Below are 21,762 nucleotides of genomic sequence, written 5' to 3'. Positions count from 1 at the left end.
GGACAGGGCCGACCGGTTCCGTCTCGGCCCCGCGCTCTGACCAGCCCGGAGAAGACGGTCCCCGCGCTCAGCGGGCCGTGGCGAAGTCCTGGGTCCAGTAGCTGCCGGGCTGTGCCAGACCGACGCCGATCTCCTTGAACGCGCAGTTGAGGATGTTGGCCTTGTGGCCGGGGCTCGCCATCCAGCCCGCCATGACCTGCTCGGGAGAGGCGTAGCCGTAGGCCACGTTCTCGCCGTAGGCGCTCCAGGTGTACCCGGCACTGGTGATCCGGTCTCCAGGGGCGGAGCCGTCGGACCCGGTGTGCGACATGTTCTGGTGACGCGCCATGTCCTCACTGTGCGCCTGCGCGACCTTGGACAGCGTCGTGTTCAGGGTCAGGGCCGAACAACCGACCTTGCCGCGCTCGGCGTTGACGAGTTCCACGACGCGGGCGACGGCCCCGGACGCCGTGGCGGTGGGCTTCGGAGTGCTCGAGGGACTGGGGGCCGTGGACGGGGCCGTGGTGGGCTTCCGGGTGCTGGGCGAGGCGGTGACGCGGGGCTTGGGAGCGGTGGTCCGTGCGGTGTGCGAAGGCGCCGGGGGCTTCCGCTTCGGCGCGGCGGCCTTCCGCTTCGGCGCGGTGGTCTTCCCGGCGCCCGCCGGCGTGTGAGGGGTCCTGGTGGCACTCGCGGAGGCGGTCGGAGCCTTCGTGGCGGCCGGCACGGCCGAGGAGGGCTCGCCGGCCGGGCCGGCGTTCCAGGGGCGGCCCCAGGTCGCGTCGTTCCACCAGCCCTTCTCGTTCCACGCGCGGTCCGCCGCGCTGTTCGCGGCGGCGACGGACCGGTGTCCACCGCCGCCGGGCCAGTCGGTGCACGCCACGGCGGCGGACGGAATGCCCACGGTGCCCACGGCGACGGCAGCGATGACTATCCGCCGGTAATGCGTGTTCTTGCGATGTTTACCCATGTGTAACCCGCTCCTGAGCTGCGGCGGCGTCCTGCTGCGTCCTGCGGATCGTCATTCTTAGGACGCCTTTACAGAGGGCGCAAAGGGCCTCGCTACTAGGCCGCTTCGTAGGATCTCCCGGCCCTTGTCGTGGGAGTGGGCCACCCGGGCCCGGCTTACAGGGGATCCGCGAGATTCTGTCGGCCCGTCAGAACCCCTGCGCGCGTGCACAACAGATGGAGGCGATTCGCAGGCGCGAAGCCACGGGGTCAGGCGCGACGCATTCGCGTGCCAAGACGGACAAATCCCATATGTCGGCAGAGAGGTTTCTACTATCCGGCACGGCTAGATCGCGGTCGGCTGTGACGGATGTCACGAAATACTTCTCTCCGTACCCGCCACCGGCCGCGGAGCCGGGGCCGCGAGCCGTCCCGGGATCCGCGCTTCAGCAGCACAGTGCCCACGAACTGGGCTGATCGCTGGTAGAAGGTGATCCGGTACTTCTCACAGGGCCGGCCGGGATCGGCAAGAGCCATCCGGCGTGTGCCGGTGGAAAGGCATTGGCAGCAGCGGGGCGCGGGCGGCCGCGTGATCGCACGCGATAAATCCGGCGACGTCGGCGATCGTCCCCGGGATACTGGGCGCCCATGGACGAGGTCGAAGTCGTCGTCGCACATTCCGAGCGCGCGACTCTGCGCGTCGGCGACGTGTTCTTGAAGGTGGACGCCGATCAGGCGCGTATCGACGTCGAGGTCGAGGCGATGTCCCTCGCACCGGTCCCGACCCCCGAGGTCCTGTGGCGCAAGCCGCCCGTGCTCGCGCTCGCCGCGCTCCCGGGAAAGACGCTGGGGAGCCTCGGCGGGCCCTCGACCGGGTCACCGGCGGCGTGGGCCGCCGCGGGCGCCGCCATCCGGAAGCTGCACGACGCACCGCTGCCGCCCCTGCCGGTCCGGGCCGGGCGGAGCGTCGTCGCGCTGACGGCGGAACTCGACGACGAGTGCGACGCGCTCGTGACGACCGGCGTGCTGCCCGCCGACCTGGTCACCCGCAACCGCCAGGTGGCCGAGGCCGCGCTCCGGCCGTGGACTGCGGCGTTCACCCACGGCGACCTGCAGATCGCCCACGTCTTCGCCGACGGCGACGAGGTCACGGGCATCATCGACTGGTCCGAGGCGGGCGAGGGCGACGCCCTGTACGACCTGGCCACCTTCACGCTCGGACACGAGGAGCACCTCGACGACGTCATCGCCGGCTACGGAACCGACGTCGACCTCGATGTGATCCGCGGGTGGTGGTCGTTGCGAAGCCTGCTGGTGGTCCGCTGGCTGACCGAGCACGGCTTCGACCCCTTCGCGCCGGGCTGCGAGGTCGACGTGCTCAAGTCCCGGATGTGAGGCTGCGCGGGTCCGGCCGGCGTCGTCCCGTCGGTCGGGTCCCCGTGTCAGGGGCCGGCGGTGCCACAGGCCGGTGGGCTCGCCCGGCGCCCCGGGCCGGCCGCGTCCGACGAAACGGGCGGACCGGATCGGGGCGAGCGGACCGTCAGTCCTCCAGGCGGACCGGCATCAGGATCGAGAAGGTGGTCTCGTCGTCAGGCCGGCGGATCGCGATGGGTGCCGTGGGGGTGCCGAACTCGAGAACCAGCCGGTCCCGGGCCCCGGCGACCAACGCGTCCAGCAGGAACCGGCGGTTGACGGCGACACGGTTCGGATCCCCGTCACCGTCCGCGCACAGGGTCACGGTGCCGCCGTCCTCCACCCGGAGCACGCTGAGGTCGCAGGCTCCGTCCTCTCCGCACCGGACCGGACCGGTCTCCAGGGCCTGCCGGAAGGCCGCCACCTCGACGACGCCACGGCGCCCGGCGTCCCGCGGGAGAAGACGACGGTAGTCGGGGAAGTCGTGGTCGAGGCAGTGACCCGCCGCCTGCCTGTCGCCCGCCTCCAGCGTCACTCGGCCGCCGTCGACGGACAGCCGTACGGGTCCCTCACCGTCCAACAGCGCCCGCATCGCGTCGACGAGCGAGGCGGGCACGATGGACTGCACCCGGCTCCCGTCGTGCCCGGCGGTACGGGCCCGCGCGACAGCCATGCGGTACCGGTCGGTGGCCACGACGTGCAGGCTCCCGCCCTCGATGTCGAACAGGACCCCGCCGAGCATCGGCAGTTCAGGGTCAGTGCTCACCGCGAAACGGACCGAGTCCAGCGCGGCCGCCAGCTCGGGTGCGGCGCCGGACAGCTGGACGGTGGCGGTGCGGAGTGAAGCCATGGCGTTCTCCCGGTGATCGAGTAGTGCTCGGAGTGCGGAGAACTCCCTGCGGGCGTCGGACAGTCCGTCTTCGAGGCGGCACAGGTGCGCCCTGAGCAGATTTCGGACCAGATCGGTGTCCGCGCCGGACCAGCCGGCAAGCACCAGCCTGATGTCCGGCAGCGGCATTCCGGCCCGGCGCAAACGGGCCAGCAGCCGTGCCTCCTCGAGCTGCTCGGCTTCGTACCAGCGATACCCGCTCACCGGATCCACCCACGCCGGGACCAGCACACCGGCACGGTCGTAGAACCGCAGAGCGCTCACGCCCAGGCCGCTGTCGCGGGCCAGCTCGCCAATACTGCGCATGTCGTTCTCCACGTCCCGCACTCTGGGCCCTGTACAAGGTCGAGGGTCAACCCGGCCGGGCAGCGGATCTCGCGGCCACGGAAGACCGGTGCTGCCGGACGGCGGTGGGGTGCGCCGCAAGGGCCGGCGGCTACGCGTGGCGAGGCCGGTCGGTCCGGGTGAAGACGCCGGTGACCGTGTGCCCTGGGACGAGGTGGCGGTCGGTGTGAGGCAGTGGCAACTCCACGAGCCGCCCCTCGTAGAGCATCCACAGACCGAAGCAGTCGTCCTCCTCGTCCTGGACGAGCACCTGCACCGAATACGGGTCGGGCCACGACAGCGACTCCAGATGGGCGAGCAGCCCGTGCCAGTTCAGCCGGGTGAACTCCACGGCCCAGGCATCGAACCACCTTCCGCCGATCGACTCGAAGCACTGATGCCACTCCCGACCCTCATCGGGCCGAGTCAGCGGCTCCATGACCTCGTGCGCGTCCTTGGCGATGACGATGACCTGGGCGAATCTACTCATGGGGCCAGTATTCCGGCTGCCGTCGAGGGATGGTGTGGGCGGGTGCTCACCTCTAGTCCGTCAGCGACCGGCGACTGATCGAGACCAAGCGCCCTCACTCTCCGGCCGCCCGCTCTTCGTCATCACGTGAGGCGATAACCCGGCGAAGCGGGGTAGCCGCCAGTCACGACAAGGCGGTTGGACGCCCACCCTTCAAGGAGAACCATGTTCGCACTCACGTCCCGTCGTCTTCGCGGCACCGCCCGTCGGGTCTTCGGCTGGCAGCAGCTGCGTCCGGCCCAGCTCAGCGCGATGAAGGCCGTGATGAAGGGGCGTGACGTACTCGCCGTCATGCCGACCGGCGCGGGCAAGTCCGCCGTGTACCAGGTGCCCGCGGTCCTGCTCGGCGGTCCGGTCGTGGTCGTCTCGCCGCTGATCGCGCTTCAGCGGGACCAGATGCAAAGCCTCCTCGGATCCGGCGCGCTGCGCGCCGCCGCCATCAACTCCGCTCAGCGCCGAAGCGACAACGAGACGGCGTGGGCCCGGATCAGCGCCTCATCGGTCGACGTGGTCTTCCTCGCCCCCGAGCAACTCGCCAAGGCGGACGTCACCGACCGGCTCGCTGCCGTCCGGCCCCGGCTGCTGGTCGTGGACGAGGCGCACTGCGTCTCGTCCTGGGGGCACGACTTCCGGCCGGACTACCTGCGGCTGCGCCACGCGCGCGAGCGGCTCGGCAACCCGCCGGTGCTCGCCCTGACCGCGAACGCGGCGGCCCCGGTACGCCGGGACATCGCCGAACGGCTCGGCATGAACGACCCGGTGGAGATAGTGGCCGGCTTCGACCGTCCCAACATCCACCTTGACGTGTCGCCCTTTCAGGACGCGGCAGCCAAGGACCGGTTCGTCGTGGAGCGGGCGGCCGTCGAGGAGAAACCGGGAATCGTGTACGCCGGGACGCGGAAGGCCGCGGACGGCTATGCCGAGCAGCTGAACGACCTCGGACTCTCGGCCGCGAGCTACCATGCGGGCCGGTCCGCCGCCGAACGCGGCCGGACCCAGGACCGGTTCGCCTCAGGTGACCTCGACGTGGTCGTCGCGACCTCGGCGTTCGGGATGGGCATCGACAAGGCGAACGTACGGTTCGTGCTGCACGCGTCCGTCCCCGGCTCGCTCGACGCCTACTACCAGGAGATCGGCCGGGCCGGCCGCGACGGGGCACCGGCCAGGGCGATTCTGGCCTACCGCCCGCAGGATCTCGGCCTGCAACGCTTCTTCGCCGCGGGCGCTCCCGACGCCGACGCGCTGCGCCGCGTCGCCGAGCGCCTGCGGGGCGAGGAGGGCGCAGTAAGCGCGACCCGGCTCCGGGCCGACTGCGAACTCGGCGCGACGGCACTGTCCGCCGTGCTGAACCTGCTGGAGGAGGCCGGTGTCGTCCGGACCGGACGAGAGGGCAGCCGCTTCACCGGTACGGCCGAAGCCGGCGGCGCCTGCGCGGAGGACGACGTCGACGCCGCTGTGCGGAGCGCCCTCGCCGTCCACGCCACGCACCGCAAACTCGAGCAGTCCCGGGTCGACATGATGCGCGGCTACTGCGAGACGACCGACTGCCGACGGCGGTTCCTCCTCGGATACTTCGGTGAGTCCGTCCCGGTCCCGTGCGGGGCGTGCGGCAACTGCACAGGGCAGGCGGCCGATCCCGCCGGCGGGCCGGGGCGCGAGCGGTTTGGGGATGCCGGACGGCCGAACAAGGCTGCCGCGGGGCAGCGCCGGTGGAGCCGCGCCGGTACGCGCACGGGCGCCTCCGCGAGTGCCGTCCGGGTGGCGGAGACGGTCGTACGGCCCGCTGCGGACGACCACGCCTACCTGCCGGGCGTCCGCGTGCGCCACGACCGGTGGGGCCAGGGCGAGGTCATGAGCGAGGGCGACGGCAAGATCACCATCCTGTTCGAGTCGGTCGGCTACCGCACCCTGTCGCTGGCTGTGGTGACGGAGAAGCAGTTGCTCGACACATTGCCCGACTCGCCGCGCTGACGCCCGACCTGGGCGGGGTTTGCGCCGAGGGCCTCCTCACGGACCTCGAATCGACAGGACGGCGTCGCGTCGCGGCACGACGGCGCGGCCGTCAGCGATGGTGGGCTGCGGCTACCACGGCGCGGACGTGTCGGGCGCCATGCCCGGTGCGAGGCCTCCGGGTGTACTGCACCGGGGACGGGGGGTGAGTCAAGGGAGAGGCGGGAGACGAGGCGGTAGCGGTCGCCCCGGCAGATGGAGTGGACGTACTCCACGGGGCGGTCGTCGGTGTCGTGGTCAGGCGCTCGAACAGCAGCGCGGGGGAGAGGTGGGGCACCTCCAGGAGCCTGGACTCGGCCTGACTCACGACGGTCGGTTCGATCGTCTGCACGGCCTTGCTCACCTGGACCCCGTGCCGCTCGCGCAGGTGCTCGTACAGGTCGCCGGACTCCAACTCGCCCGCGGTGAGTGCGGGTGCCACATCCGAGCAGTCGTGGCACTCCAGGACGTCCACGGCTACGACCCCACGCCCGGCGGCCTGCCCCCGCAGGCCGCCGCACGCATCCTCGGCATCCAGGCACAACTGTGGACGGAGTACGTCACCACCCCGGACCGCATCGAATACCTCACCTATCCCCGGCTGTGCGCTTTGGCCGACAACGGCTGGAGCGGACCCACCCCCTGGACCGACTTCGCCGCCCGCCTGCGGGCGCACACCGCACGCCTGGACGCCCTCCAGGTCACCAGTCGCCCCTGAGCCGCCCCGCCGCACCCTCCGACAGCCACGCCGATCCGAGAGGAACGCCATGAAACCCCGTACCACCACGCGCAGTTGGCGCGCCGCCGCTGCCGCGGTCGTCGCCTTGGCCACCTGCACCGCCGGTCTCGCCGCCCTGACCGGTACGGCGAACGCCACCGGTGAACCCCTACTACTTCAAGTCCGACTCCAGCAGCGCGACTTACCGCTTCGCCTGCTCCTGGGCGGTCAAGGGCTGCGCCAACATCACGGGAACCTTCGGCACCCTGTCCAATCCCACCGCCACCGCCGACCATGCTCATCGGCAATGGCCCGTACCTGGTCGACCGCGTCGACGGGGGACTGCACCAGACAGGCGTCGTCGCCGCGGTGACCGGAGAGTGGGAGGCCGACTATCGAGCCCGGATACGTGGGCTGCCGGTGCGCACCGCGATGGACGATCTGCACGATGCGCTGTACGGAATCGCCGCTGCCCGCGGACGCCTGCACGCTGTGCGGACACTGCGTCAGAGGGTCCCCGGGTTCTCGCCGGCCGAGGGCATCGAGTACGTGGGCGCGCTGCCGGCCGGTGAGGCACCGGCACGCCTCGTGGCCGTCGCCACCAGGGAACTCGTGGAGCCACTCAACCCGGTCTTCGCGGTGAAGACCATTCTGGGTGACGCGGTGACCCGAGCCGGTGAGCAGCCCGGGGGATGACTGCGGAGCCAGTCGGCACGGCACCCCTGAAGCAGGATCCGCCGCGGGCTACGCAAATCCAGCCCAGGACCCCGACCGCCTGAAGCCTGCCTTTGCTCCGCGCACCTCAGCCGGCGAGGCCGATGGCCGTCCGCGTGTCTCCCTGGGCCGCGTCGAGGCGCCGGGCGGCCTCCTCGGCCGTGGTGCGGGCGAGGAGCATGACGATGGCGGTCTTGGCGTGACCGTCCGCCGCTCGCAGGGCATCCGCGGCGCTGTCGGGGTCGGCGCCGGTGGCCTGGACGACCATCCGGCGGGCGCGGTCGACGAGCTTGTCGTTGCTGGCCTTCACATCGACCATGAGGTTCCCGTAGACCTTGCCCAGGCGGACCATCGACGCGGTCGAGAGCATGTTGCAGACCATCTTCTCGGCGGTGCCGCCCTTGAGGCGGGTCGACCCCGTGAGGATCTCGGGCCCCGTGGGGACCTCGATCGGGATGTCGGCGTACCGGCTGATCACGGCATCGCGATTGCAGGCGACCGACACCGTCACGGCGCCGTTGGCGGCCGCGTGCCGCAGGCCGCCGACGACGTACGGGGTGCGCCCGCTCGCGGCGAGCCCGACGACGGTGTCCCGGTCGTTCACACCGATCTCGTCGAGGTCGGTGACCGCCCTCGCGGGCTCGTCCTCGGCTCCCTCGACCGCCACGATGAAGGCGCCGGGGCCGCCCGAGAGCAGGCCCACCACCTGGTCGGGGGAGGTACCGAAGGTGGGCGGGCATTCGACGGCGTCCAGCAGGCCGATCCGGCCGCTGGTCCCGGCGCCTATGTAGATCAGACGCCCGCCCCGTCGCAGGGATTCGGTGATCGCCTCGACGGCGGTGCCGATCTCCTGGAGCGCGTCACGCACCGCGAGGGCGACGGTCTGGTCCTCGGCGTTCATGACGGAGAGCAGTTCGGTGACCGGCATGCGGTCCAGATCGGCGGTGCGCTCGTTGCGGGTCTCGGTACCGAGTGTGCCGAGTGTGCTGAGGTCCACGGCGCGGTCGTCCTTTCAGGGGTGGTGCTCAAGCTGGTGCTGGTGCTGGGTGGGGGAGGGCGGTGGTCAGTCGCCGGACGGTGTCTGGCGCGGCGGCTGCCGGCGCCTACGGCGCTGGACGGCGCCGTAGGTCTCCTTGAGGGCCACGGTCGTGGCGTCGAAGGAACGCTGGGCGACGCCCACGAACAGGCAGTCGATGACCGCGAGCTGGGCGATGCGGCTGACGGTCGCCCCGGAACGGAAGGGGGTCTCCCGGGCACAGGTCGTCAGCACGAGGTCCGCGTTCGCCGCGAGGGTGGAACGCGGGACGTTGGTGAGGGCGATCGTGGTGGCGCCGCGTTCGGCGGCGGCCTGTAGGGGCTCGACGGTGTCCTCGGTCTCCCCGGAGTGGGAGATGGCGACGGCGACGTCGCCCGGCCCGAGGAGGGCGGCCGCGGTGAGGGCCGCGTGCCGGTCGGTCCAGATGAACGCGATATGGCCGATGCGGTGCAGCTTCTGGTGGAGGTCCTGGCCGACGAACGCGCTGGCACCCACGCCGAAGATGTCGATACGACGTGCTCCCGCCACGGCGTCCACCGCGCGGCCGAGCACCTCGATGTCCAGTTCCGCTCCGGAGTCCTCCAGCGCGCGCACCTCGTTGTAGATGATCTTTCCGACGATGTCGCCCAGGGTGTCGGTGGCGCTGATGTCGGTGCCGGGTGCCGGGCGCTCACCGCCCACGGCGTGCTCATGGGCGGCGGCCGCCGCCAGCGCCAGACGCAGCTGGGGGTAGTTGCCGATGCCTATGGCACGGCAGAAGCGCATCACCGTGGCCACCGAGGTCTCGGCCTGCTTGCCGAGGGCGCTGATGGAGAGCTCCGACGCCTGCGCGGGGTCGGCCAGGACGGCTTCCGCCACCCGCCGCTCCGACGGCGCCAGGGAGGGCAGGGCCGCGCGGATCCGCGCCAGGGTCGCGGCAGGCGAGCTGTCCTCTGCGGGCTGGGCGGTTCTGACGGGTTCCTGGCGGGCCATGGGCCATTCCCTCCTGAGTGGGTGGCGCCACAGTAACCAGGGCGTACGCGGTGCGTCAAAAATTTACGTCCTCAATTGCTTGAAGTTACTTATTGACATACGGATGTCGACCTTCCGATACTCGCTGCACCGCGATCCGCGCCGGTCATCCAGCCCCCGGCTGGCCCGTGACCGTTCGACGCGACGGATCCGTGACGACACGAAGGTGTGCCTGATGACAGCAGCAGTGGCGGTGGACCTGGGCAAGACCGGCTGCCGTGCCGCGCTGTGGGACGACGGCACCGGTTCCGCCCCGGACGTCCACGAGGTGCCCGGGGCTCCCGGGCTCGCCGCCGACCACGGGGTGGAACTGGCCCGTGCCGCCGTGTGTGCCGCCGTTCTTCCGCTTCTGAAGGGGCGGCCGCGGCTCCGGCCGGCGTCGGTCTGCGTCGGCGCCGCGGGAGCGGCCGCCGCTCCGGAGGCCGCCCGGGACCTGGCCGGTCTGCTCCTCGAGGATCTGTCCGCCGACGAAGTGGCCGTCACGAGCGACGCCGTCACCGCTCACGCCGGCGCCCTCGGCGGGCGTACCGGTGTGGTGCTGGCGATCGGCACCGGCTCCGTCGCCGTCGGTATCGGCGTGGACGGCTCGTACGCCCGCGTGGACGGCTGGGGTCCCTGGCTCGGCGACGAGGGCAGCGGCGCCTGGATCGGCGCCGCCGGACTGCGCGCGGCACTGCGCGCCCACGACGGCCGCGGGCCGGACACCGCGCTGCTGGCCGCCGCCGAGGCACGCTTCGGTGACCCCGACCGGCTGCCCTCGGCCCTCGGACGGGACGGAAACCCCGCACGTACCGCCGCGGCCTTCGCCCCGGACGTGGCCCGCGCCGCCGCCGCGGGTGACGCGGTGGCCTCGGCCGTCATCCGGGGCGCCGCCACGGCACTCGGCGAGGCCGTGCTCGCCGCCGCTCACCGGGTCGGCGGCGACGACGTCCTCCCCGTCACGATCACCGGTGGACTCACCGGCCTCGGCGAACCGCTCCTCGGTCCGCTCCGGTCGGCGCTCGCCGGTTCTGCGCGCCCCCTGGAAATGAGGCCCCCGCTCGGGGACCCGCTGGACGGCGCACGCCTGCTGGCACTGGACGCGTCCGCGCCGCACGAACCCCACGTCGCCCGCGTACGGCGGACGACGACCCACCCCCCTGTCCCCTCCGCGCCGGTGACTCCGCCGGCCGATGTTTAGGAGTGAGCGTGCGCCAACTCGACCTCGTGGTGATCGTCGTCTACTTGGTGGCGATCGCCTGGATCGGACTGCGCCTGGCCGGTCGTCAGAAGACCGCGAAGGACTACTTCGTCGGTGAAGGCCACATGCCGTGGTGGACCGTCTCGTTCTCCGTGGTGGCCACCGAGACCAGCGTGCTCACCGTCATCAGCGTGCCCGGCGGGGCGTACAGCGGACAGGGCTTCGGCAACGTCGAACTGGCGCTCGGCTACGTGATCGGACGCGTCGTCGTGGCCACCGTGCTGATACCCCTGTACAAGCGGGGCGGCTTCGTCAGCGCCTACCAGTACCTGGGCAGCAGATTCGGGCTCAGACTGCAGGGCCTGGCCTCGGTGACGTTCGTCTTCACCCGCCTCCTCGCCGAGGGCGTCCGGCTCTTCGCCTCCGCGATCCCGATCAAGCTGCTGCTCGACGAGTTCGGTGTGCACGCCGGTTACCGCGTCATCATCATCGTGCTCACGGTGATCACCGTGATCTACACCTACCTCGGCGGTATCAAGGCGGTCATCTGGACCGACGCCATCCAGATGGCCCTGTACCTGGGCGGTGCGATCCTCGCCATCGCGGTGCTCTCCGGCCACGTGGGCGGCGACGGCTTCTCCAGCGCCCTGCACTCGGGCCACTTCAAGCTCTTCGACACCAACTTCGACCTCGCGCACGTCCTCACCAGCCCCTTCGCCCTGCCGACGGCGATCATCGGCGGTGCGATCTTCGCGATGGCCAGCCACGGTTCCGACCAGCTGATCGTCCAGCGCGTCCTGGCCACCCGCTCGCTGCGCGACGGCCAGAAGGCCATGATCGCCTCCGGTGTCTTCGTCACCCTCCAGTTCGCCGCCTTCTCCCTGGTCGGCGCCCTGCTGTGGTCGTACAACAACGGCAAGGACTTCAAGGCGCTGGGCCTGGCCAGTTCGGACAACCTCTACCCGAACTTCATCCTGCACGGCCTGCCCGTGGTGATCTCGGGCCTGCTCGTGGCCGGCATCCTCGGCGCCGCGATGGGCTCGCTGTCCTCGGCGCTGAACTCCATGTCCAACTCGACGGTCGCCGACATCATCCACAGCTTCTTCCGCACCACGCCCTCCGAGGAGTCGCTGCTGAAGCTCGCCCGGGTGATGACCCTGGTGTGGGCGGTCCTGATGGCGATCTTCGCCTGCGCCTTCAGCACCAGCACCGGCAACGTCTATCTCACCGGCCTGACCATCGCGGGCTACACCTACGGCGCCCTGCTCGGAGCGTTCCTGCTCGGCAGACTCGTCCGGCGGGCCAACGAGATCGACTCCGTCGTGGCCTTCCTGGTGACGATCGGCGTCATGACCTACATCGTGCGCGGTGTGAAGATCGACGTGACCGTGGCCGGTGCCACCCTGCCGACCGCGATCGCCGCCCAGTGGCTGGTACCGATCGGCGTGGTGATCACGCTCGTCGTCGGTGGCGTGATGAGCTTGTTCCACCGCGCCCCCGAGCCGGCCGAACTCCCCGCCGCCGACGGCGAGTCGGGCCCCGAGCGGCTCGCGGTCGCCGCCGGCCAGGAGTGACGGCTCGTCCACCCCACCCGGTGCGGGGCCGTCACCGCGGCCCCGCACCCGCCCCGTTCCGACCTTCCCAGGGAGAATCCATGCCGCAGCAGCCGACCCCGCCCGCGCGGCGGACTGCCCACCGGGAGGCACCGTGCGTGTGATCGGCCTGATGTCGGGCACCTCGTACGACGCCATCGAGGCCGCCGCCGCGGACCTCACCCTGGACGGCGACACCCTGCTGCTGCGACCTCTCGGACACCTCTCCGCCCCCTACCCGGACGACCTGCGGGCCCTGATCGCGGCCACGCTGCCGCCGGCCACCACGACCATGCGGTCCGTCTGCGCGCTGGACACCGCTGTCGGCCAGGCGTTCGCGGCCGCCGCCGGCCGCGCCCTGCGCGAACTCTGCGACGGCACCGCCGACCTCGTCGTCTCGCACGGCCAGACCATGTACCACTGGGTCGAGGACGGCAGCGTCCGCGGCACGCTCCAGCTCGGCCAGCCCGCCTGGATCGCCGAGTCCACCGGCCTGCCGGTCGTCTCCGACCTGCGCAGCAGGGACGTCGCCGCGGGCGGCCAGGGAGCTCCGCTGGTCGGCATGACCGACACCCTGCTGCTGCGCGGCCTCCCCGGTACGCCGGCCGCGCTCAACCTCGGCGGCATCGCCAACGTCACCGTCCTCGCGCCGGGCGCCGAGCCGCTCGCCTTCGACACCGGCCCCGCCAACGCCCTGCTGGACGCGGCGGTACGGCACTTCACCGACGGGGCGGCCGACTACGACGAGGACGGTCGCAGGGCCGCCGCCGGCCGGACCGGGCCGGAGCTCCTGCGTGCCCTGCTGGACGACCCCTACTACCGCAGGCCCGCCCCGAAGAGCACCGGCAAGGAGCACTTCCACCTGCCGTATCTCCTGCGGGCGCTGGAGACCGTACCCACACCCGATCCCGACGACGTACTGGCCACCCTGACCCGGCTCACCGCCGTCACCGTGGCCGACGCCTGCCGTGCCCACGGAGTGACCGAACTCGTCGTCTCCGGCGGCGGCGCCCGCAACCCCGTGCTGATGCGCATGATCGCCGAAGAACTTCCCGGCGTCACCCTGCGCGCCAGCGACGAACTGGGCCTGCCGTCCGACGCCAAGGAGGCGCTGGCCTTCGCGGTACTGGGCTTCCTCACGCTCCACGGCCTGCCGGGCGCACTGCCGTCGGGCACCGGGGCGCGCCGGGCCACGCTGCTCGGCAGTGTCACCCCGGGCCTGGCACCGTTGCGTCTGCCCGAACCGGTGTCGCGGCCGCCGCGCCTGATGCGGATCACCGGATCCGCCGCCTGTGCCGCAGTCTCCGCGGCCTCCACCCCGCCCGCCCGCTGACACCGCACCCGCTGACACCGCAGGAGCGAGGACCAGGACCCATGAGCCCCACCGCCGTCACACCCCCTGCCGCCGACAGGTCCGCGGACCTGGCCGAACTCCTGGCCGCGTGCGTCAGCGACCCGGCCCGCGTGAGCACCGAGGTACCGCGCCGGGTCGCCGCGGCCCACGACGCGTCGCCGTACCTGTTCACACCGCAGGCAGTCGTGCGCGCCGCGTCCGCCGCCGAGGTCGGCGCCCTGATGGCGGGGGCCCGCAGGGCAGGACTGCCGCTGACGCTGCGCTCGGGCGGCACCAGCCTGGCGGGGCAGGCGGGTGGCGACGGCATCCTCGTGGACGTCCGCAGCCACTGGCGCTCCGCGACGGTCCTCGACGACGGGCTGCGGATCCGGCTGCAACCAGGACTGACGGTGCGTCAGGCGAATGCGCGGCTGACCCGGTACGGGCGCCGGCTCGGCCCCGACCCGGCGAGCGAGTCCGCCTGCACGATCGGGGGCCTGGTCGCCAACAACTCCAGCGGCATGAACTGCGGCACCCAGGACAACGCCTACCGGACGATGGAGTCGATCCAGTTCGTCCTGCCCTCCGGCACCGTGGTCGACACCGCGGCCCCGGACGCGGACCAGGCGCTGCGCGCCCGCGAACCGGAACTCCACGCCGGGCTGCTCCGGCTGCGCGACCGGATCCGCGACTCCGCCGCCTCACGGGCCACCGTCGAGCGGCTGTTCGCGATGAAGAACACCATGGGCTACGGCCTCAACTCCTTCCTGGACCACAGCGATCCGGCCGACATGCTCGCCCATCTGATGATCGGCAGCGAGGGCACCCTCGGCTTCGTCGGCGAGGCCGTCTTCCGCACCGTCCCGCTCCTGCCGCACACCGCGACCGGGCTGCTGGTGCTGCCCGGCCTCGCCGAGGCCACCGACGCGCTGCCCGCACTGCTGGCCGTAGGCGCCCGGACCGCCGAACTCCTCGACGCCGCCTCGCTGCGCGTGGCGCAGCAGGCACCCGACCCGGTGGACGAGGTGCGCGGGCTGCGTGTCGAGCGGCACGCCGCCCTCCTGGTCGAGTTCGCCGAGGACAACGCCGAGGCGCTGGCGGCACGGGTCGCCGCGGCCCGACCGGTCCTGGACCGCCTGCCCGCGGTCACCGGTACCTCGCTGGTGCGCGACCCGCGCGTCCGGGCCCGGCTCTGGCATCTGCGCAAGGGCCTCTACACGGCTGTCGCCGGGGCCCGCCGTCCCGGCACGACCGCGCTGCTGGAGGACATCGCGGTACCGATGGAACGCCTGACCCGTACCTGCGAGGGTCTCATCGGTCTCTTCGACCGGCACGGCTACCAGGACGCGGTGATCTTCGGCCACGCCCGCGACGGCAACCTGCACTTCATGCTGACCCAGGACTTCGACTCCGTCCAGGAGACCGAGCGCTACGCCCGGTTCACCGACGCCATGGTCGACCTCGTCCTGGACGCGGGCGGAACGCTCAAGGCCGAGCACGGCACCGGCCGGGCCATGGCCCCCTTCGTCCGCCGCCAGTACGGCGACGAACTGTACGACGTCATGCGGGAGTTGAAGCAGCTGTGCGACCCGCACGGCGTACTCAGCCCGGGCGTGCTCCTGGCGGACGACCCGGCCGCACACCTGCACAGCCTCAAGAGCGTCCCCGAGGTCGACCCCGCCGTCGACGCATGCGTGGAATGCGGCTACTGCGAGCCCGTCTGCCCCACCGCCGACGCCACCACGACACCCCGGCAGCGCATCGCCCTGCAGCGCGAGATCGCCCTGGCCACCGCCGCCGGTGACGACGAACGCCGCCGGGCACTGGAAGCCGACTACACCTACGCGGCCGTCGACAGCTGTGCCGCCGACAGCCTGTGCGTCACCGCCTGCCCGGTCACGATCGACACCGGCGCCGTCATGAAGCGACTGCGCGCCGACCGGCACAGCGCCACCGCGCAGCGCGCCGGGAACGCGACGGCCCGGCACTGGGGAACCGCGGTCAAGGGCGTACGGGCGGCGCTCAACACCGCGCACGTGCTGCCCGCTCCCGCCCTGCGCGCCGCCACCGGCGCGGTACGCCGGCTCGGCACGGGGGAGCTGGTGCCCGCGTGGGCCGACGACATCCCGCGTGGCGGTCCGGCCCGCCCCGCGCCCCGGCGGCCTGCCGAGCCGCAGGCGGTGTTCTTCGCCGCCTGCATCGGCAGCGTCTTCGCCCCCGAGGGCACCGCCGGCGGTGTGTCCGCCGCGTTCCTGCGCCTGTGTGAACGCGCCGGCGTCCAGGTCACCGTGCCAGGCGAACTGGCCGGGCTGTGCTGCGGCACGCCCTGGCAGTCCAAGGGCTACACCGACGGGCACCGCACCATGGCGGCCCGCACGCTGGAGGCGCTGTGGCAGGCCAGCGACCACGGCCGGCTGCCGGTGGTGTGCGACGCCTCCTCCTGTACGCACGGCCTGGAACAGCTGCCGGACAGCCTCCCGGAGCCCGACCGGGTCCGATTCGCCGCCCTGCGCTTCGTCGACAGCGTCGTCTTCGCCGCCGAGCACCTGCTGCCCGCCCTGCCCGAGCCCCGCCGTATGAGCAGCCTCGCCCTGCACCCCACCTGCTCCACCGTCCACCTGGGCATCGACGGCGCCCTGCGTTCCGTGGCCGCTGCCGTCAGCGACGACGTCACCGTGCCCGACAACTGGGGCTGCTGCGCCTTCGCCGGGGACCGCGGCCTGCTGCACCCGGAGATCACCGCGAGGGCCACCGCCGCCCAGGCCGCCGAGATAAAGGCCGGCACGTACGACGGGTACGCCTCCTGCAACCGCACCTGCGAGATGGGGATGACCCGCGCCACCGGTCACCCCTACCGGCATGTGCTCGAACTGCTGGACGAGGCGACCGCCTGAGGCGGTCCTGCCCGGGCACCGCGCTCCAGGGGCTGGGCGTCAGTCGTCGTCGGCCGCTTCGGCCAGATCCGCGGCCTCCTGGACGGGAGGCGGCGGCGGGAACAGGCGGTCCTCCAGTATGGGCAGCCCGAACAGCAGGAGCAGCGGAACCAGTGGGGCGAGCAGAGCAATCAAGATCACGACGCCTCCCCGAAAGCTGGCGGTCATGGCCTTTCCTTGGCCGCGTGCCGGCCATGTCCATCGTGCGGCCGAACGGGGTACGCCGCACCTCGGGACGGAGTCACGCGAGTCAGGCCACGCCACGTGCCGTGTGGGGTGACGGCCACCACGCCGCGTTCGGCACCGGCGTGGCCGGCCGTCCGGTGAGCCGGGGGACGACGTCGGTGACCACGGAGACCTCATCGCGTTCGATCGCCTGGTACCACGAGATCCAGGTCTCGATCTGTTCGCCGCTCATGCCACGCCGCCAGCGCCGGGCGAAGGCTTCCTCGAAGGTCTCCGACTCGAAGCGGTACGGCCGACCGGTGGCGGCGGCGATCCGTGCCACGCATTCGTCGAGGGTCAGCGCCTCGGGTCCGGTGATCTCCAGGATCGCGCCGTCGTACTCGGAACGAGGACCGTCGTCGAGCGCGACGGCGGTGATCACGTCGGCGATGTCCTCATGGGTGACGAACGCGGCGCGTCCGGTGCGCGCGGGGCCGCTCACGACGAACTCCTCGTCGGCGAGGGCCGCCGGTGTCGACGTGTAGATGCCCGCCCGCAGCACGGTGTGGCGGATCCCGGCGCCGGCCAGGAACTGTTCGGTGGTCCACTGGTCCCGCGCGTTGGTGTAGGTGGCGATGGGGGAGGCGCCGACCAGGGACACGTACAGGACCCGGTCGACGCCGACCGCGGCCGCTGCCTCGACCGCCATGGCGTGCTCCTCGAGACGACGCCCCGTGCGGTGTCCGGAGACCAGGACGAGGGTCGACGCTCCCACCAGGGCCGTGCGCATGGCGGCGGCATCGCCGTAGGCGGCCGGACCCCGTCGCTGCGCACCCGGCAGGTCGGGCATCCGGTCCGGCCTGCGCCCTACGAGCAGCAGGGGAACGCCACGACCGGCGAGGCGGGGCGCGATCCGGCCACCCAGCGCCCCGGTCACTCCGGTGACCGCCACGGTGGCGTGCTTCTTCTCCGGCATGGGGTTTCCCCTCGTCCGGGGCCGGCGTCGGTCGGGACGGTCGCGCTGACGATCACGTCTGGCACGCCTGGCGGGGGAGTGACACCCTGTCTCCTCCGGCCGTGCGACGGCCCGCTGGTCCACCACTACGAGAATGCCCCGGGCCGCCCTGAGCCGCGAGGCGGCCGGTTCGCAAGAGGCGGACGACCTGGTCGTCTCCGTCCGCAGCCGGCTCTTCGGCCAGCAATACCCGGACTTCCACAGCACCAGAAACGAAGCTCGCTGACACCTGACTCATGGCATGGGCGTACTCGCCGGCTGCGTCGAGTGCGACGTCGAAGTCCCTGAGGTCCCGCTCCTCCTGCTGCCGCCGGTCGCCGCCGTTGACCCAGTAGTAATCCCCGCCTCCAGAACGAGCACCGTGACGGCGATCGCGACCATGGCGTCACCGAACGCGACCACCCGGGCAGGGTCACGCTCGTCACCGAAGGGCGCCCAGCCTTCCGGGTGTGCCGGGGGGCGGGCGTGATTCGGATGCCCCGTCGGCTTCATCATCCGCTGATCAGGCGTCAGAGACGAAACGTCCTGGTCACGTCCTAGTCGTGATCGGTGGCGAGGGCGACGTGCCGCCAGGCGTCCATCTCCTTGCGGAAGGTGTCCAGCTTGTCGTCGAAGGCGTGCAGGGTGTCGGTGCCGAGCGGGAGGCGCAGGGGCGGTTCGGGGGTGGCGGCCAGTTCGACGATGGCGCGCGCGGCCTTGGCCGGGTCACCGGGCTGGGCGTGGTTCAGGCTCGCGGCGGTCGTACGCATCGCCCCGGCGGTGGGCGCGTAGTCGTCGATCGTGTCAGGGCCGGTGTGCAGGCTGGCGGGGTCGAGGAAGTCGGTCCGGAAGAAGCCCGGTTCGACGAGTGTCACGTGGATGCCGAGGGGGGCCAGTTCGGTGTGGAGGGTCTCGGTGAAGCCTTCGACGGCGAACTTCGTGGAGGCGTAGATGCCCCAGCCGGGCGCGGTGGCGAAGCCCACGATGGAGCTGATGTTGATCACGTGGCCGGCGCGCTGGCGGCGCAGTACCGGCAGTGCGGCGCGCTGGACGGCGAGCGGGCCGAACACGTTGGTCTCGTAGACCGCGCGGACCGCGGCGTCGTCGGACTCCTCGACGGCGGCGAGCAGTCCGGTGCCGGCGTTGTTGACCAGGACGTCGATCCGGCCGAACCGGTCGACCGCCGCGTCGACGGCCGCCTGGATGCTCTGCGGGTCGGTCACGTCCAGCGCCACGGTGAGCAGCGCGTCGTCGACGGACGGGAAGTCGACGGCCGGGAACCGCTCGCGGACGGTTTCGGCGTTCCTGGCGGTCGCGACCACCTGGTGGCCCGCGGCGAGGGCGGCACGGGCGATCTCCAGGCCGAAGCCGCGGGAGGATCCCGTGATGAACCAAACGCTCATTGTCTTCTCCAGTGTTCAGACGGTGTGCGGGTCGAAGGCCGCGCGGTTGTGGTCGATGAAGCCCTCGACGTCGAGGGGGTCGCTGCCGCCGATCGTCTTCACCAGGTCGTTGGTGCCGGCGAAAACGCCGTTGCGGTAGTCGACGGCCACGGCGAGCAGGTGCTGGATGAGGTGCTCGGGTGCGCCGCGCCCGCGCAGGATGGCGGCGAATTCGTCGAGTTCGATGGGCACGTAGCTGACGTCACGGTCCAGTGCGCGCGACATCTTCTCGGCGATCTCGTAGTGGTTGAGCTCCTCCGCGCCGTACAGGGGGTAGATCTGGCCGGCGTGCGGGGCGGGGTTCTCCAGGATGGCGGCGATCACCTTGGCCTGGTCGCTCTCCGCGATGGGGGCGTGGCGTCCGTCGGAGAACGGCAGGCGCAGTTCGCCGGTTCCGTCGGCCCAGGTGTCGATCAGCCACTGGGCGAAGAAGGTCGGGCGGATGTGGGTGACCGGGACCGGGAAGTGGTCCAGGACGCGCTCGGCGACCCAGTGCTGGCGCGCCGCGTTGCTGGCGGTGTCGCGGCGGGCGGAGATCTGCGACATGTTCACGATCGCCCGGACGCCGTTCTCCTCGGCCGCCTGGGCCACGTTCGCGGTGGCGTCCATCAGGCCGGGGCGGATCGGATAGGTGAAGTACAGGGCGTCGATCCCCTTGGCCGCCCGGGCCACGGAGTCCAGGTCCAGGACGTCGCCTTGCACGACGTCGGCGCCGAGGGAGGCGAGCCGCTCGGCGCGCTCGTCAAGGCCGCGCACGAGTGCGCGGACGCGGTGTCCTCGCTGGAGCAGGAGTTCGGTGGTGCGGCCGCCGGTCTTGCCGGTGGCTCCGATCACGAGAAGATTGCGTTCCATGAGGGTGATCTTCATTTCTCGAGGGGAGTTCGGCCGAACTCCAGGGTCTGTCCGCCGCGCGGAGGCCGCGGGTGAGGGGGGAACGGGAGCGGTGGTGCGCTGCCCGTCCTCCCAGGGCTCTGTGGGCGCTTGCGCGCCGCCCCCGCGTGGCTGCCGCCGTGTGGTCAGGGTGGGTGGTGGTTCAGGGGGTGCGGTTCAGGGTCTTTGGCGGGCCGGAGGGCGAGCAGCGCTGCGGTCACGGCGATTCCGGCGCCGGCCTGGACCGACCGGGCATGGTCGAACCCGGTAGTCATGGCGTGGGGGGAGGGCGACGAGGAGGGCCACGCCCACGAAGCGGCTCCGGAGGGGGGCCGCGCTCAAGGCGAAGGCGATCGAGGCCAGGGGCGCCGGGGCGTTGGAGACCCCCGCCCGCCCCAGCACTGCTGCCGGCCGTGAGCCTGCTGGTGTTCGCCACCGCCCAGGAGCCCGGGTGGGACTGGACGGACGTCCGCACCCCGGCTCTGTTCGCGGCAGCGGCCGTGGCCGCCGCCGCGGTCCTCGAACGCACCCTGCACGCCAGGGCGCCGGTGACCGAGAGGCAGGTGTTCGCCGGCAGGCCGTTCACCGCCGCCGTGGCCCTGTTCCTGTTCTCCGCCGGCCTCGCCGTCGTCCTCCTCAGGACCGCTCTGTTCACGCAGGAGGTCTGGCACTTCAGCCTCCTGCGGAGATCCACCGCCGGTCCGGGGTGACGAGCAGGCCCCCGACAGGCGGACCCGCCGAAGCCGCGATCGCGCCCACGCCGGCCCGCGGACCGGCCACCAGGGTGTGCTGGCGTCCGGGGAAGCTCGGCTGGAGCAGGCCGAGCGACCGTCCGCGGTGCAGCCTGTGTGGACATCCCGTCCGCCTCTCCGGAGAAATGGGCTTGGCAACCCTTTTTAGCTTGACTCCAGGGAACCTCCCAAGGAATGGGTTGTCAAGCCCCTTTTTGTTGTACGGTGGTCGTCATGACCACCACCAGCGAGGCGTCGGGTCAGAAGCTGACCGCCAAGGGACTGGCCACCCGCGAACGCATCGTCAGGGCGGCCGCCGAGCTGATCTACGAACACGGCGCGCAGAACACCAGCAACGAGCAGATCCGGGAGGCCGCCGGGGTCAGCGGCTCGCAGCTCACGCGCCACTTCCCCACCAAGGAGTCCCTGGTCCGCGCGGTGCTCGCCTGGCAGGCCGACAACATCGTCGCCCACCACCAGGCACCCGAACTGGGCGAGCTGGACAGCTTCGCCGCCCTGCACCGATGGGCCGACTCCTACATCGCCTCGCAGGACATGCTGCGCGGCGGCTGCACGTTCGGCTCCCTGGCCGCCGAGATCGTCAAGAACGAGGCCTCCCACCGGGACGCGGTGGCCGACGGGTTCGAGAGGTGGCAGGCACTGTTCAGGCGGGGCCTGAACAAGATGCGTGAGCGCGGCGAACTGCGGCCGGAGGCCGACCCGGCCGCGCTCGCCCACCTGCTCGCCGCCGCGTTCCAGGGCGGAGCGCTGCTGGACCAGGCGGCCGGCGAGTCCACACCCCTGCGCGACGCGCTGTACGGAGCCCTCGCCTACATCGAGTCGTTCGCCGCGGAACGCTGACCGTCCAGCGGGTACGACCACGCAGCCGCGCGGCGGACCTGATCCGGCGGTCGGCGGCGAAGCGCGCGACAAGGGGTCCCGGGCGGATCTCCGGCCGGCCGGACCTGCCCGCCC

The 21,762-nt window shown here is 71.9% G+C and carries 19 protein-coding genes and 3 pseudogenes; 12 read left to right on the top strand and 10 right to left on the bottom strand.

Annotation, left to right across the window (positions count from 1 at the left end):
- Positions 1-67: 67 nt before the first annotated feature.
- Positions 68-946: a CAP domain-containing protein gene (locus ACFXI4_RS14245; protein ID WP_384990285.1), complete on the bottom strand. Its 879-nt coding sequence runs from the start codon at positions 944-946 to the stop codon at positions 68-70.
- A gap of 626 nt (positions 947-1,572) precedes the next feature.
- Here ACFXI4_RS14245 and ACFXI4_RS14240 point away from each other — a divergent pair.
- On the top strand, positions 1,573-2,319 hold the full coding sequence (locus ACFXI4_RS14240) for a phosphotransferase (protein WP_384990283.1): 747 nt from the start codon (positions 1,573-1,575) through the stop codon (positions 2,317-2,319).
- Positions 2,320-2,464: 145 nt separating this feature from the next.
- Here ACFXI4_RS14240 and ACFXI4_RS14235 read toward each other — a convergent pair whose 3' ends face one another.
- Together ACFXI4_RS14235 and ACFXI4_RS14230 are read right to left on the bottom strand one after the other, a co-directional pair.
- Positions 2,465-3,532, bottom strand: coding sequence for a MerR family transcriptional regulator (locus ACFXI4_RS14235; RefSeq protein ID WP_384990282.1), 1,068 nt, complete (start codon positions 3,530-3,532; stop codon positions 2,465-2,467).
- 130 nt (positions 3,533-3,662) lie between these two features.
- Positions 3,663-4,040, bottom strand: a complete 378-nt coding sequence (locus ACFXI4_RS14230; protein WP_384990281.1) for a hypothetical protein — start codon at positions 4,038-4,040, stop codon at positions 3,663-3,665.
- A gap of 204 nt (positions 4,041-4,244) precedes the next feature.
- Here ACFXI4_RS14230 and ACFXI4_RS14225 point away from each other — a divergent pair, with 204 nt between their 5' ends.
- Positions 4,245-6,050 (top strand): RecQ family ATP-dependent DNA helicase, encoded by a 1,806-nt coding sequence (locus ACFXI4_RS14225; protein WP_384990280.1) that lies wholly within the window; start codon positions 4,245-4,247, stop codon positions 6,048-6,050.
- A 158-nt stretch (positions 6,051-6,208) separates the two neighbouring features.
- Here the strand turns inward: ACFXI4_RS14225 and ACFXI4_RS14220 are convergent.
- Positions 6,209-6,504 (bottom strand): annotated as a pseudogene (locus ACFXI4_RS14220) (GntR family transcriptional regulator); the annotation flags it as partial.
- A gap of 15 nt (positions 6,505-6,519) precedes the next feature.
- On the opposite strand from ACFXI4_RS14220, the pseudogene ACFXI4_RS14215 reads away from it, so the two are divergent.
- The 3 genes and pseudogenes from ACFXI4_RS14215 to ACFXI4_RS14205 form a co-directional block, all read left to right on the top strand.
- Positions 6,520-6,786, top strand: a pseudogene (locus ACFXI4_RS14215) (family 20 glycosylhydrolase); the annotation flags it as partial.
- Between the two features lie 49 nt (positions 6,787-6,835).
- Positions 6,836-7,079 (top strand): annotated as a pseudogene (locus ACFXI4_RS14210) (cellulose binding domain-containing protein); the annotation flags it as partial.
- A gap of 1 nt (position 7,080) precedes the next feature.
- Entirely contained in the window at positions 7,081-7,482 is a 402-nt protein-coding gene (locus ACFXI4_RS14205) for a hypothetical protein (RefSeq protein WP_384990334.1), read from the top strand.
- Between the two features lie 106 nt (positions 7,483-7,588).
- On the opposite strand, the gene murQ is transcribed toward ACFXI4_RS14205, so the two are convergent.
- A complete protein-coding gene (gene murQ / locus ACFXI4_RS14200; protein WP_384990278.1) occupies positions 7,589-8,497 on the bottom strand; it encodes an N-acetylmuramic acid 6-phosphate etherase in 909 nt (302 codons plus the stop codon).
- A gap of 66 nt (positions 8,498-8,563) precedes the next feature.
- Positions 8,564-9,508: a MurR/RpiR family transcriptional regulator gene (locus ACFXI4_RS14195; RefSeq protein WP_384990276.1), complete on the bottom strand. Its 945-nt coding sequence runs from the start codon at positions 9,506-9,508 to the stop codon at positions 8,564-8,566.
- A gap of 214 nt (positions 9,509-9,722) precedes the next feature.
- On the opposite strand from ACFXI4_RS14195, the gene ACFXI4_RS14190 reads away from it, so the two are divergent.
- The 4 genes from ACFXI4_RS14190 (at position 9,723) to ACFXI4_RS14175 (ending at position 16,546) form a co-directional block, all read left to right on the top strand.
- The gene (locus tag ACFXI4_RS14190) at positions 9,723-10,727 is read left to right on the top strand and encodes an N-acetylglucosamine kinase (RefSeq protein WP_384990274.1); all 1,005 of its coding nucleotides are present in this window, start codon (positions 9,723-9,725) and stop codon (positions 10,725-10,727) included.
- 8 nt (positions 10,728-10,735) lie between these two features.
- Complete coding sequence (locus tag ACFXI4_RS14185) at positions 10,736-12,301, top strand: sodium:solute symporter (protein ID WP_384990273.1); 1,566 nt, start codon at positions 10,736-10,738, stop codon at positions 12,299-12,301.
- A 133-nt stretch (positions 12,302-12,434) separates the two neighbouring features.
- Entirely contained in the window at positions 12,435-13,652 is a 1,218-nt protein-coding gene (locus ACFXI4_RS14180; protein ID WP_384990272.1) for an anhydro-N-acetylmuramic acid kinase, read from the top strand.
- A gap of 41 nt (positions 13,653-13,693) precedes the next feature.
- Positions 13,694-16,546 (top strand): FAD-binding and (Fe-S)-binding domain-containing protein, encoded by a 2,853-nt coding sequence (locus tag ACFXI4_RS14175; RefSeq protein ID WP_384990271.1) that lies wholly within the window; start codon positions 13,694-13,696, stop codon positions 16,544-16,546.
- A 39-nt stretch (positions 16,547-16,585) separates the two neighbouring features.
- Here ACFXI4_RS14175 and ACFXI4_RS14170 read toward each other — a convergent pair whose 3' ends face one another.
- Together ACFXI4_RS14170 and ACFXI4_RS14165 are read right to left on the bottom strand one after the other, a co-directional pair.
- A complete protein-coding gene (locus ACFXI4_RS14170; protein ID WP_384990270.1) occupies positions 16,586-16,726 on the bottom strand; it encodes a hypothetical protein in 141 nt (46 codons plus the stop codon).
- A 109-nt stretch (positions 16,727-16,835) separates the two neighbouring features.
- On the bottom strand, positions 16,836-17,726 hold the full coding sequence (locus ACFXI4_RS14165; RefSeq protein WP_362731006.1) for an NAD(P)H-binding protein: 891 nt from the start codon (positions 17,724-17,726) through the stop codon (positions 16,836-16,838).
- 133 nt (positions 17,727-17,859) lie between these two features.
- On the opposite strand from ACFXI4_RS14165, the gene ACFXI4_RS14160 reads away from it, so the two are divergent.
- Positions 17,860-17,991 (top strand): hypothetical protein, encoded by a 132-nt coding sequence (locus tag ACFXI4_RS14160; protein WP_384990268.1) that lies wholly within the window; start codon positions 17,860-17,862, stop codon positions 17,989-17,991.
- Positions 17,992-18,301: 310 nt separating this feature from the next.
- Here the strand turns inward: ACFXI4_RS14160 and ACFXI4_RS14155 are convergent, their stop codons facing one another.
- A complete protein-coding gene (locus ACFXI4_RS14155; RefSeq protein ID WP_384990267.1) occupies positions 18,302-19,147 on the bottom strand; it encodes an oxidoreductase in 846 nt (281 codons plus the stop codon).
- 15 nt (positions 19,148-19,162) lie between these two features.
- The gene (locus ACFXI4_RS14150; RefSeq protein ID WP_384990266.1) at positions 19,163-20,053 is read right to left on the bottom strand and encodes an NAD(P)H-binding protein; all 891 of its coding nucleotides are present in this window, start codon (positions 20,051-20,053) and stop codon (positions 19,163-19,165) included.
- A 416-nt stretch (positions 20,054-20,469) separates the two neighbouring features.
- Between ACFXI4_RS14150 and ACFXI4_RS14145 the strand changes: the two genes are divergently transcribed.
- Together ACFXI4_RS14145 and ACFXI4_RS14140 are read left to right on the top strand one after the other, a co-directional pair.
- Complete coding sequence (locus tag ACFXI4_RS14145) at positions 20,470-20,766, top strand: hypothetical protein (RefSeq protein ID WP_384990265.1); 297 nt, start codon at positions 20,470-20,472, stop codon at positions 20,764-20,766.
- Positions 20,767-21,021: 255 nt separating this feature from the next.
- On the top strand, positions 21,022-21,648 hold the full coding sequence (locus ACFXI4_RS14140; protein ID WP_384990263.1) for a TetR/AcrR family transcriptional regulator: 627 nt from the start codon (positions 21,022-21,024) through the stop codon (positions 21,646-21,648).
- Positions 21,649-21,762: the final 114 nt, after the last annotated feature.

It is taken from the genome of Streptomyces sp. NPDC059224 (assembly GCF_042754285.1).
Classification (GTDB): domain Bacteria; phylum Actinomycetota; class Actinomycetes; order Streptomycetales; family Streptomycetaceae; genus Streptomyces.
Note: the sequence above shows the minus strand (reverse complement) of the source record. Positions and strands in the feature narration are given on the sequence as shown.